The 12,931-nt window shown below is 40.2% G+C and carries 7 protein-coding genes and 1 pseudogene; all 8 read right to left on the bottom strand.

Annotation, left to right across the window (positions count from 1 at the left end; all coding sequences use genetic code 11):
• Positions 1-670 precede the first annotated feature (670 nt).
• Positions 671-907, bottom strand: a pseudogene (locus AC2SLO_RS07175) (DDE-type integrase/transposase/recombinase); the annotation flags it as partial.
• Between the two features lie 400 nt (positions 908-1,307).
• Positions 1,308-3,722, bottom strand: a complete 2,415-nt coding sequence (locus AC2SLO_RS07170) for a TonB-dependent receptor (RefSeq protein ID WP_486541209.1) — start codon at positions 3,720-3,722, stop codon at positions 1,308-1,310.
• A gap of 248 nt (positions 3,723-3,970) precedes the next feature.
• Positions 3,971-4,636 carry an RraA family protein gene (locus AC2SLO_RS07165; protein WP_486541211.1) on the bottom strand — a complete coding sequence of 222 codons (666 nt, stop codon included), beginning with the start codon at positions 4,634-4,636 and terminating at the stop codon, positions 3,971-3,973.
• Positions 4,637-4,646: 10 nt separating this feature from the next.
• A complete protein-coding gene (locus AC2SLO_RS07160) occupies positions 4,647-6,884 on the bottom strand; it encodes an IucA/IucC family protein (protein WP_486541213.1) in 2,238 nt (745 codons plus the stop codon).
• A 70-nt stretch (positions 6,885-6,954) separates the two neighbouring features.
• Complete coding sequence (locus AC2SLO_RS07155; protein ID WP_486541215.1) at positions 6,955-8,985, bottom strand: IucA/IucC family protein; 2,031 nt, start codon at positions 8,983-8,985, stop codon at positions 6,955-6,957.
• Between the two features lie 175 nt (positions 8,986-9,160).
• On the bottom strand, positions 9,161-10,696 hold the full coding sequence (locus AC2SLO_RS07150; protein ID WP_486541217.1) for an MFS transporter: 1,536 nt from the start codon (positions 10,694-10,696) through the stop codon (positions 9,161-9,163).
• A gap of 78 nt (positions 10,697-10,774) precedes the next feature.
• Positions 10,775-11,383, bottom strand: a complete 609-nt coding sequence (locus tag AC2SLO_RS07145) for a GNAT family N-acetyltransferase (protein WP_486541219.1) — start codon at positions 11,381-11,383, stop codon at positions 10,775-10,777.
• 121 nt (positions 11,384-11,504) lie between these two features.
• Positions 11,505-12,929 (bottom strand): lysine N(6)-hydroxylase/L-ornithine N(5)-oxygenase family protein, encoded by a 1,425-nt coding sequence (locus tag AC2SLO_RS07140; protein WP_486541221.1) that lies wholly within the window; start codon positions 12,927-12,929, stop codon positions 11,505-11,507.
• Positions 12,930-12,931: the final 2 nt, after the last annotated feature.

Genomic DNA, 12,931 nt, shown 5'->3' with positions numbered 1-12,931 from the left:
GAATGATTGAGAATTAGAGGATCAGAGGATCAGAGGATCAGAGGATCAGAGGATCAGAGGATCAGAGGATCAGAGGATCAGAGGATCAGAGAATACGATGACTTATCATAACCACAATCGTATAAAGCGAAAGTTTATACTCCATCTTGCTTAATGACCTTACTATGACAGCAATCTGTATCATCTCCGTCAAAACATACCTCTAAGTATGGATCAAAATAGAAGATAATAGTACTAATTTTTGGCTTACCACCAGAAATATATTACAAACTATATTTCTCGTTCAGTTATACGATTTAAAAATAGATGGAGCATTTTAATCAATTATATACACTTATCTTTCAACCACTTTAATTCTTATTAACTGGTAATAAAACGCTGAATAAAAAGTTCAAAAAACCCTCACTTACTAGTGCTTAAATTTTTAACTCTATAATACTAGCCTAATGTTGAGTAATCAACGCATGATTTCATATTTCTTGGATAATGTATGTTGTCAAATCCGTACACCTAACCTTGGGAGATTATAATCACGCTGCCTGACAGTAATAATCGAACCATACCTGTCTTGGCGGAAGCTTTCTATTGGCGCTTTATCATATGAGAGAGGATAAGTAAGTGTCTGAGGACACATAACCGAGTGCATGGTGGAAGGCTATGCCTGTAGAGGGTTGCCACGACGTGACATTGAGCCTATGAAGCCATGTTTTTGGATTATTTTACGATAATTATCGTTACAGTATTGACTGCTCTATCTGAATGTACGATAAGCACGTTTGTTACTAATCACCATCATTAAGGCCTTACACACCAAATTAGCTATCATGCGCTTATTCATGGCGTAACCGACCACTTCTTTGGTGTACAAATTTTTTACTCCAGCCAAATACAACCAGCCCTGCTGTGTTCAAACGTAGGTGAGCGATGTTGAAGTAGCAACTCACTCGAACACAGCTCTCGCCTTGCATTGCTACCTAACTGAAGTAAAACACTTTCCGTTATAGTCGGGGCGGTTTAAATATCTCATGCTTATATCTTTCAAACTATTCATTGGCTTGTAATATACGGAAATCCATAATTTTTAGTGCCGACTTTTGTTAGGTAGCGGCGAGAAAGCTAGAGCTTGTGCAATTAGAGCAACTGTTTCATGAGCATATCCATTACTAGAATAATGAGCGTACTCGACTCAAATTAAAAGAACTGAGCCTGTATAATACAGAACTCAGTCCTTGTTTTAAATTAAAACGACCAACATTTGTAGGTCAGTTCATCACCGCCCTCTTTTTTATGAATAATCTCAATTAAGATTAGTAGTCGATGGTATAACTGATACCATAAGTCGTACCTTGTGAGGGTAGACGATTCATAGCTCCATAGGTCGTCTGATGATAAACGTTCAAGTAGTCTTTATTTAGTAAGTTGTACACCCCGTAATCGACTGTGCCTTGTCCTTTAGGCAGTTTCACCTGACCTACCAAATCAAAGGTAGCATAGCCTGATACTTCATTTGCCTTGGCATCAGGGTCTTTGCGCTGATCTTTATAAGCTTTGTCTGTGCCATCAATAGCCAGTGCTTGCAAGCGGATATTACTACCATTGTTGAAGTTATATTGCGCATAGGCCGTGCCTTTAAACGGTGATATACGATCCGCACCAAGCTCTAACCAGTCGCCATCTTTTTTGTATTGACCACGCGTATAAGCTAATGTTCCACCCAGTTGCCAGTTGTCACTTAACTTTTGGCTAATAGAAGCTTCTGCTCCGTAGACACGTTCATCGGTATCCACAACCTCAACCGTATAATTATCTGTAAATCGAACGGTTTTGTCCGATTCATTATAAAATCCGCTCAACTTAGCATTGGTATTACCGTGCGTGCCTTGCCACCCAAGCTCATAGTTATCCACTTCAATCGGCTGCACATTATCTGAGTTAACAACGAAGCCTGAACGAACATCACGTAGGGCACGCTGGATATCAGCAGTAGTAAAGCCTTGTGAAAAGTTGGCAAAGATTTGATCTTCTGGCGTAATCTGATAGCTGGTGCCGACATTAAATAAGGTTTTATGATGGTCAGTATCACCAGCTTCTACTCTGCTTGCTTGGTAATCAATACCATATGCATTTGCTACAGGGGCAATACGGGGGTCGTGAAAATACTCTTCTAGTATCTGCTCATAAATGGGGGTAAAGCTATCGGTATCTGATTTGAGCTTTTGATAACGTACCCCTGCGCTAGCATGCCACTTATCTGTAAAATCTATATCAGCGTTGACAAATGCACCAATTTTATCAATAGTCGTATCTGGCCCACCATAGTAAGTACGGCCATTGGGTTCAGCTACTAAACCATTGCTGGCCATAAATTTATTTAAATCTTGACCATAATAAGTCTGCTCACTTTCTTCACGCTCATAATCTGCGCCATAGCTTATAAGTGTTGGCATATCTTTGATATCAAGCTCAGTTTGCATGGCGGCGCGTACACCCTTCACTTCGATATCTGCTTCTGACTGTGTCGCAATCACAGCGGCACCTGCTAACTTTTTCAGCGTATCTCTATCAGTTAACCCATTGGCTACCCATTCACCGATTGCCTGAGTGCTTGCGTCTTTACCAGATGGATAAAACCGTCCTTTTTCATCTCTATAATACCCCGTAATACTTAGATTAGAGTTTAGAAAGTCATTATTATTATAGTTCAGGTTAACTGAGGTTTTACGGGTTCTTGGCTCATGTTTAATATGCGCCCCATCGATAGCACGCAGTGAAGGTGTAGCACCAAATAACACTTCTAAATTATCGCCATAATCTGGGCCATAATCTGTGTCTTGTTCATCATTGTAATAAGTAACAGCTAAGTTTAGGGTTTGCGATTCATCAATATTTGCCCCCACATTCGCATTCACACTAAGCGACTGTGTATCTTGCTGATCGGTCTGGTTAACATCTGGGCTAATACGATTGCCATGACTATCAAATTGCCCGCCCTTGTCCTCATAATCAACATCTAAGCGCCCCCAGATATTATCACCACCATAGGCTAGAGTTTGACCGACATTATAGCCTAGTGAATCAGAGTCAAAATCGCGAGCAGCGCTCATACCGATACGAGTTTGACCTTGAAACCCCTCTCCTTCCACCGACTTGGTTACCAAGTTAATGAGGCCGCCTGCAGCGCCTGACCCATAAATACTGGTTGCCCCTGATAGTACTTCTACTCGCTCAAGTTGCGCCGGATCAATACTATTTAGCTCTCGTGATAAATTACGTGACCCTGTTAATGGCACACCGTTTAATAAAAATTGAACTGGTCTACCATGCATGGTGGTGCCATAGTTACTTGTTCCACCACTACTGGTACCCAAGCTTGGGATTAATTGTGCCAATATATCACCGGTGGTACGGCTGCCCACAGCTTGAGCATGTATATCCTTTTCTCTAATAACCTGAGTCACCGCCGGCATTTCACTGATTTTTTGTGCAAGTACCGTCCCTGTTTTTGCGAATCCTGTTACCACCACCGTATCAAGTGTCGCACTTGGAATATCTGCCGCTTCCTCAGCTGATAAGTTAGTGACTTTAGCTGCATTAGTGGTCATCGAATTTGATTGAGAAGTCGTATCATTTTGAGCTGAGGTAACATTCGCATCAGTTTGTGCATAAAGCTGCTGACTAATACATAAACTTAGAACAGATAATGCAAGGTGATGATTCTTCATGGAATAATTTCCTCTTGTTGAGCTTATTAAGTTTTGCTGGCAGATAATCGACTGACCAACCAAAGTTATCTTTTAATCGCAACCTGTCCTTCCGAGATTAAAACCAATAAAGCAGGTTGCTAAATACTGTTACAATTAATACTATTTGAATGAAAAAGGTATTAAATACGTAATCTTAAATACAAAAGCTATTCTAAATGATAATCATTATTAATTCTATAGTTTTATGAAACATTTTGGCAATTTCTTTAATTCTTGTTATCAGCTTCTAGTTTTTTAACCAGCTGATCCATTTCATTATTTTGATAAGCACTCATAAATAATTGCAGTTTTGCGTCGTCTTTTTGCTGCTTTTGTTGACACCTTCTAAGTAAAGAGTGTGCAAGTGGTAATGGCAGGATAAACACCCCATCATTATCCATCACTGCCACATCTCCTGAACTTATAGCAATCGTCTTGCTATCACCTATTTGGTAGTTCAAATCACAATGTATCTCACCCTGTTCACCCTGAGATTTATAGGTAGTCAAAGCACTAACCCCCGTTGCAAACACAGGAAAATCCAGTTGCTTCAGTGCCATAGAATCTGTCACTTTTCCTAATACGATGACCGCACTTAACTGCTCATATATGGCAGCACAAGTGCGTAAAGCCCCCCAACATGCTTTATCCCCTAATATCTGTGCATCAATACACAACACGTCATTGGGGTGTGCCAATCGTAATGCTTTATTAATTACGTCGGTATTGTCTGAATTCAGACGTACCGTTACCACTCGACCCGCTAGACCTTGAGTGCAGGCTTGCAGTGGCGTTATTCCAGCTAAATATCCCTCTTCAGTGAGATGACCTATGGTTGAACTATCAATCTTTCGATACGCAGCAACAAGCGAGTCTATGGCAGAATTTGTCATTTCTTTGTCCTTAATTTTTGCTATGCGTCTGAGGTTGACGATCACTAAGCGCCTGTACGGATATGGGATTTGTCACCACACTCTCACCTGCTGGCATACTGCCATGTGCTTGTTGCCCTCTTTCAATGACAGGCAACATTAAAGTTTTATGTGGATAAAACGGGCTGTCTAACAAGTTCTGCTTAAGTACCTGGTATTGATCGTCATCAAAATCTAACTGTTCCAGTGTTTGCTCTATTATTTCTCTCACTGTTGCCCACAACCTAACCTCAGCCAAATCATAATGAGCTGCTAAAGATTCAATAATGGCACGAATATTCACCAATATACCCAAGGACTGTAAATAAAATATCAATGCCTCAGGGGTATCTCTGTATAATCTATTTCTAAAATTAGGCGGGCTTAGATACTGGGGATCATGTATTTGATGCCGAGCAAGCCAAGGTAGATGAATACGTACCGAATCATGATCACGTAATAACAGCCCATTAAATTGATTGTCTTTTATGACCATAATCACATTTTGGCCGTGTAACTCAGGCACAAATCCAAGACGGATGCAGCGCAGCATAGTGCCCAAAAATACCTGACAAAGATTGACAAAGCAGTTCATAACACGTGCCTGCGTGCTACTCATTTGGTCATTTTGGTACTGAGAATCTATACCTTCTTGCTCTATATCTGTATCTATTTGATAATTGTCAAAACCCTCTAACAGCTCATCAAAAATATGGTGAGAGGTATGTTGCTGATGCACCAACATACCTAAGCTTGCCATGGGCAATAGACGCACAGAATCATCGCATAACTCATTGGGCAGACAACGTATCAACACCCCTAAATGAGTGGGCTTTTCTTGATAAAAGCTTGGGTTAGTTGAGCTTTTATTATGACGGTGTTCAGGCGGCATATAACCCCACCACATACGCTCATCCCATAGCCACATTTGTTGACCTAAAACATCATCACGAAGCTGGGCTTGTGCTATCAATGCTTGGTTTTTTTCTGCATTGATAAGCTTTAAAGCTGGCAAGTATCGCTTGGAATTTAACGCATATATTCCTAGTGGTAATTTGATGCTATAGGGCGTATTGGTGCATAACAACATACTTCGCATGGATGAGCTTGCATGACTTACCAGCTGATTAAAGCGTAGCTTAACTACTGTTGTTTTTGATAAATCCTCACTAAAAAACGCCTCAATTTCATTTGCCATTTGCCAAGGGTGTACAGGAATCGCAATATGGCTATCAAGCACCCCTCGCGCTTGTAACTCCTGCTCTAAGCTTTGGTATTGCTGCGGATTAAGTAGGTATTGTGCAGGTGTCTTACTATTTTCACTTTGCTCTAATACAGCAGAAAACATAAGGTGGTTTTTATCCACTGCCACCCAATTCAGATAAATAGGCTGACCAAACTCAGCCATGTATTGCTGATAATCCTGCTGATTAAATCCAAGCTTACCCTTGGCTAAAGGATGAAAAGGCCGGTCTGTCAAAGACGCCCACTGTTCAGAGGCAATAAGGCTTTGATACCAATGCTCTTGGTTATAGACCAACGAGGTTATATCCGCTTGCGCTGACCACTGTAGTGCCAAAAATGAAGCTTTTAAGCTCTCTTTTAATTTGAGGACTCCCCCCTCTGGTAGCGTATCTTCTGCATTATCCATGGCTAATAATAACAGCGACAGCAATAGCTCAGCTGAGTCAATCACCTGAAACTGCCTATCAAACATAGTATCAGTTTGAGCCATATTATTGTCTGAGTTGTTCATCTCAGCACCCGCCCCCTCCTTTATGTAAGGGTTGGAGTCCGAGTACAAAACAGGCAAACAAGCCTCCTTTAATTGCCACGTTGAATTGTACCGCGAATGAATCAACAGCAGTAACTGTTCATCATTAGGCAACTTAATAACCACCAATGGTGTATCATTTTTACATAGTGCATCGGTAAACTCTTTATTATAAGTTGCCGTCAGTTGATGCAGCTGGACATATACATCCTCTTGATTATCAGAATAACAGAGATTATTGTTTTTAATTTTCTGAGTCGGTTGCTTAGTAAGTTTCTGAGTAAGTTGCTGGGATAGTTCTGCGATATATTCATGGCTATTGGTTAATATGACATCGTCAGAATTTAACCATTGTTCAAGTTGGCAACACTCTAGTAATTGATTTATCAATCGCCACTGTGCAGTTTCTATAGCCATTAAATGATTTTTTGTTTGTACTGGAAATAAGCTCAACATCACATTCATCTCTTTCGCAATCAATAATAAGGGGTCTTTTGGTTATGGATTTATATTGCTGGCAGCATTCCTACTCACTACTTACCACTTTATATAGTGGATTATTGATATATTTAATGGGGAATACCGCATCACCAAACAGACGCCTTTTGGCCAAAGACTCTATACGTGTTTGCTCAGCAAAGACATCAAATAACTTATAGCGGGCGTGATGCTCTGGATGGGCGTGTTGATAATTTTGGATACACTGTGCCACCTGTTGCCAAAACTGCTGCTCTGGATAGTCATAATGTGTTTGCATAAAAATAGCCATATCTGCAAAGGCAACAAAAAATAAACACGCTACTGTCATATCACGAATACCGTCAGTATCCTCAGTTTCGATAAACGAACCTCTGTTCAAGGCCGCATGCGCAGCAGGTAAGCTGTAGAATTGGGGACGCAAATCTTGTCTTGTCAGATGCTCAGGGGAATAACGAATACCATCATGCAAATCTTTTAATAACACTTTAATCGGATAGCCATTTTCGTGTACCAATACAATATTTTGTGCATGACATTCAAGTGCGACACCATGAGCAAATAACATATGAATAATAGGCAATGTCGTTACCTTAATCAGTTGCTTAATCCAACTCTCCATACCATATTGTTGTATCCAAGGGTCTATAAGCAAACTGCCGTCAGCGTTAATATAACTGACTCCGTTTAAAGGATAAGCTTGCTGATTGGCTTCTAAATACTGGCTGACATTTTCTCGCCAAATTGCACCAAGTCCACCATAAATATCTGGATGTTGATAGCCTTGTCCACGTAACGTCTCATGATCCAAACTGATACCCATCGTCTCTCCCAAAAATGCAATATTTAGTGACTGTGCTGTCTCATCTTCTGCAATTAATTGGTTAAGCCATTGGGTCACTATGGCAGCGTTCATCACCGTATGCTTGGCAAGTATCCGAGTACTAGAAGTATTAATTAGATGCATACTTAGTTTCAGATAAGGCTTATCCTCCGACAGCATCGTCAGTGACCGTATCGACTGCTGAGCGTGATAGGTTGCTGACGTTGGACCCAAATAAATAACCTTCTGAGTATTCAATAAAGGCTGAAGGGCATAAATAAGTGTATTTTGCCATTGCCAAGGATGTGCGGGGATCAAGCCATAATCATTCTCATCATCAACCACGTCTTTTAGCTTATCCGTCAACTTATAATAATCATTATCGCCCAAATACTGCTTTATCCACTGGTTAATAGCCAACGATTCAACACTATTACTTACCAGTAAACTACGCTCTACCGCTAACCATACAACAGGCACATCATGGGCAAACTCAGGGCCATACTGATAATTATCACTTATATTAAACCCAATACGTGATTTAAAGCAGGGATGATAGGGATGCCCTGCCATCAAGTAGCCCTCCAATTGAGGATAAGTCAATATATTAATATCAGTAGGCATAAAAGGGGTCATTGCTTGCGCCTGTATTTCATTGATTAAGGTATGACGCAGCTCTTTAATAAAAGAATTTACTAGCTTGGGTGACTGATCATCTGCTGTATTGGTTTGGTTTGGATAAACAGAAGAGGCTCTAATATTTAATATAATGTCATTAATAATGCCCTCTAATGTTGCCGGTTGCTTCTCCTCTTGCTGTACACGCATCACGTCTACGTCGTTAAAGCGAATCAAATCAAAGCTATAATGGATATAACCTTCAGCCACATAGCTAATATCATTAGATGCCTTAATAATAAAAGTGTGTAGCGTATTGGAATGTAAAGCATTGGTTTCACTTGATGCTACCGGGCTGTGCTGATAATCCAAAATATCTTCAAACAATAACGCTTGTAATAATTGTTTGATGACACGCTGTTCTATCTGCTGCATCTGTATCTTAGACAATACTCTCGGCACTTCTGGCTGTACACCCGCCCTACTATTATCAAACGTACTACTGTCCTCTTTGGTTTGCTTTAAATCATGCTTTATTAGCTGGGTTTGCCAAGGCCAAGTTGCCTTTAAGAAATATGTAGATTGCTGCTCATGTTTATCAACACTTTTTGAAATGCTAGTAAGCGATGATTGTTGCATGGATAACTCCCTAATTAACTTTATGAAGACAGGTTCGTGCCTCATTTATTTTGTTTTGATTTAATGTTTTTTTGATTTAATGTTTTCCTAATAAACAATAATAAAAATACTAATGATAACTATTTATATCTATAAGCGATAAAATGCTAATCATGACTTTAACTATAAAAACTAACTAGGGTAATTTACGTGCGGAAATGAAGGTTACTAACAGCATAACCGCCAGCCCTAAAAAGACCTCTTGCATAGATGCTATTAGCGGATTAGATAATAGATCAGGTAACCCATTAGGAAATATACTGGTAATCAAGTCAGCCATACTTAAACTTGGTAAGAGGTGAGCCAACAGACCCAGTCCGCCACCATTGATATATAAGGTTGCTAGGGTGATAAAGATTGTTGATATAATGCGTCTACTGATGTTATTTAGCGCTGCACCATCCGTCACCAGATGCTTATCCAAACTGCCTAGCCCTACGGTTGTGGTTGGCAAATAAGCCAGTCCCACACCCACACCATGTATACTCATAATCAGCATAATCAGCCATATATTAGGCGCAAATAAGCAAACAGCGAGCAGTAACATTGCTACACCACTAATGATGACACCCGCACTACCAATGCTTCTAGCGCCATATCTATCAACAACTTTACCAGCAATATGAGTCGTAATACTGGCAATTAAGGTTGCCACCATTAACACCAGACCTGTCCACATCGCACTTTTATGCATCACCTCTTGGATAATAATAGGAAGGAATAAGAGCCCCATCATCAATCCAAGTGTTTGGGTGATACTTAAAATAATGCTATGCAAATACGTTTTATTAGCAAACAAACTCACATTAAGTAACGGACTTGAATGCTTACGCTCATAACGCCACCAAATCCCAGCAGTCACAAAAAATGCAACCACATACATCCCTTGAATAAAGCCATTCGATGCGCCAATCTCTAGATGCGACTTTAACGCATTGAGCCATAATGTTAGTGCCATCAGCCATACAACTAAAGCAATAAAACCTGCCATATCAAATGACCTATCTCTATATTGCTCTTTTTGAGTCTGTGACTCAGGCAATGATGGCATCCACCATACCGCCATAGCGACCACCAGTACGCTAAGCGGTAGCGTTATAGCAAATAAAGTCCACCACTCAAAATGTGCCACTAAATAAGCACCCACTAAGGGACCTATGGCTAAGGACAACATAATCACAATGCCCCACAATGCCATAACGCGGCCCTGCTTGTTACTTGGATATATTTGGTACAATAGACCTATTGATAACGGAATAATCAAACCACCTGCCAGCCCTTGAATGGCTCTTGCCACAATAATAAAAGCCATACTGGTTGCCAACATACCTGCAAGCGACCCTGCCATAAATCCGATAATAGCAACGACATATATCCGCTTAAAATCAAAGACTCTACTCAAGTAACCGCTGAGCATTAACCCCACACTCATCGCTAGCACATAACCATTTAATACCCAGCCACCCATCACAATATCCACTGAAAACACAGACATAAATACAGGAATAGCAGGATTTAAAGCACTATTACTAAAGCTAACCACCGTACCCCCTAGCAATAAGATCCAAAGTACACGCCGTACTTGGCTGTCACCTAGCGACTCAGGGTGGCTATTTTGGGATGAGGGGCGCTTCTTAGAGGATAAGGGGCGCTGCTTTAAAAGATTTGTCATGATAAGATTTCAGTACCAATAGAATGCAAGAGTATTGGAGCAAATTAAAAAATAAGCACTGCTCACTTTAGCTTGACATCAAGAACCTGAGGTTTCGCCATAAAAACCTAAATAGCCTCTAGAATCATAAAACTCATCACGATGACAAAAATAAAGAGCTGCCTTTTTTTCAGGCATATCAGCCAAGCGCTGAATTTTATAAGCAAAGCTATCTGCCACCCATTTATACACCTCAATTTTACTATCAGGTTCGGTGACAATCTTTTTAGCATCAGTATGCTCAAAAATAAATCGCGATATCATCATTCCTATCGGTCTTAAATAACCCCGTCCCACAGTATCTGATTCACCGAGTAAAATGTGCCATCCCATATCGGTGGGTTTTGCTTTGTAGTATAAAGACAATCGATCACGATAAGTTTCGTAAATCTCGGTATAACCAATGGGTTTGTTATCACATAATATAATGTAGAGACGCTGATGGTCATCGACAATCATTTTCTCAAAATGCACCTTTAATAGTGGCATTGGCAAATGTAGTTGCCACTGATCCACTACATGTTCTGCATGCATCCAGCGGTACAATAAAGACATATCCTCAGGATAATTTACGGGACGTAAGCCAAACTGTTTTTGATTGACATGAACGGAGAACGTATCGGGTAGACTTTGAGCAATGCTTGGCATATATACGGTCCTATAACTGATATATCATTAATAAAAATCTGAATAAATGGTTAGGTTCAAAAGTATTTTGTTAATACGCTTATGATTTAAGATAGCCTATTTAGGGTTCGCTATTTAAAGACTAACTACTCAACGATGATTGGTTCTGTGAAACACCAAATCCTTGAAATACGGTAAGTGCTTCGGTGTCATATACCTGCTCCCCTTGTAATTGATTAATAATATATCCTGCCCGATACGCGCCTAGACCCAAATCTGGTGCACCTATACCATGTGAATGAATTTCCTGATTTTGTACAAAAACTTGCCCCACTACCCCACTCTCTAGAGCGTCTTGCTGTTTGTGTTGTTGTGTTTGCAGTTGCATAGCGTCTTTAAATACCAAGGTATAATCTAAATTAATCTTAGGTTGCTCAAACTCATCATATTCAATATCTGACTGTAAAGGACCTAAACAGCTGGGGAGTCCATGACGATAGCCTGTACCAGCAATCACGCAGTCATATTGAGCTATGAACTGACGCTTCTGCTCACGCTGGTTTATAGTTAATTCTAGTTTTATATCACGAGTATTTTCATCGTCAGAACCAGAGTTCACAGTTTTTGCATCCATCACTTCACAGTGTGCAAGCAAGTTTGAATAGGTTGGCTGATTAGCAATACTACGCTCATAAAGCCGGATATAAATATCTCTAATCGTGCTAAACCCCATACCCTTATAAAGAAGATCTTGTTTTTTTAATACAGAATACTTGGTGCTATCTGGCAAATGATAAAAATAATCGGTATAAGCAGGGCTAAAATGCTCAAGCCCTAATGGAGAGTACTCCATTGGGAAAAAACCCGCTGAACGGGTCAACCAATCTAACTGGAACCTTGTCTGACCATGCACATCAAACTGCTGATCTAACAAAGCTCGATACACTTCAGCAGAAGACTGCCCCGAGCCCAATACCAATACCTTAGGCTGAGTATCTGACTGGTTTATTTGCTCATAATTGAAGTGATTTGTAAAGTTTGCTGTATGCATACAGCGGTGTGGAGCTTTGTCTGCTAGTGGCTGTAATACCGCTGGTAAAGTAGCTTGCGTGCCTGTGCCAATGACTATATTTTTGGCATGATAGGTTTTAATGTCTCCTTGTTCATAGACACGCACGATATATCCTGTCCGATCCTCCATGCGTGTAACATCTTGTACCTGAGCATCGAATACCAAACTGTCTAACTGCCCCGCTACCCATTGGCAATAGTGATTATATTCTTGACGGAAAATCTTAAAATCCTCAAGAAAATAAAATTTTAATAAGCGGTGATGGTGATGCAAATAGTTTAAAAAACTATACCGACTAGTGGGGTCAATGAGTGTCACCAAATCTGCCATAAACGGAACCTGCAAGGTGGTGTGTGGCAAGATCATTCCCTTATGCCAATCAAAGTTTGGCTTTTGCTCAAAAAACTTGCCCGTTAATGTTGGCTGTTTATCTAATAACGCCGCCAAACTTAAATTAAATGGCCCAACACCTATTCCAATAAGATCTAACATCATTC

This window comes from Psychrobacter sp. CX14 (genome assembly GCF_057396205.2).
The sequence above is the reverse complement of the archived record's forward strand: the minus strand, read 5'-3'. Positions and strand labels throughout refer to the sequence as shown.

Bases quoted from the DNA above. Each gene is read 5' to 3' on its own strand.
- AC2SLO_RS07170 (WP_486541209.1), bottom strand. From the start codon at position 3,722: ATGAAGAATCATCACCTTGCATTATCTGTTCTAAGTTTATGTATTAGT.
- AC2SLO_RS07165 (WP_486541211.1), bottom strand. From the start codon at position 4,636: ATGACAAATTCTGCCATAGACTCGCTTGTTGCTGCGTATCGAAAGATT.
- AC2SLO_RS07160 (WP_486541213.1), bottom strand. From the start codon at position 6,884: ATGTTGAGCTTATTTCCAGTACAAACAAAAAATCATTTAATGGCTATA.
- AC2SLO_RS07155 (WP_486541215.1), bottom strand. From the start codon at position 8,985: ATGCAACAATCATCGCTTACTAGCATTTCAAAAAGTGTTGATAAACAT.
- AC2SLO_RS07150 (WP_486541217.1), bottom strand. From the start codon at position 10,696: ATGACAAATCTTTTAAAGCAGCGCCCCTTATCCTCTAAGAAGCGCCCC.
- AC2SLO_RS07145 (WP_486541219.1), bottom strand. From the start codon at position 11,383: ATGCCAAGCATTGCTCAAAGTCTACCCGATACGTTCTCCGTTCATGTC.
- AC2SLO_RS07140 (WP_486541221.1), bottom strand. From the start codon at position 12,929: ATGATGTTAGATCTTATTGGAATAGGTGTTGGGCCATTTAATTTAAGT.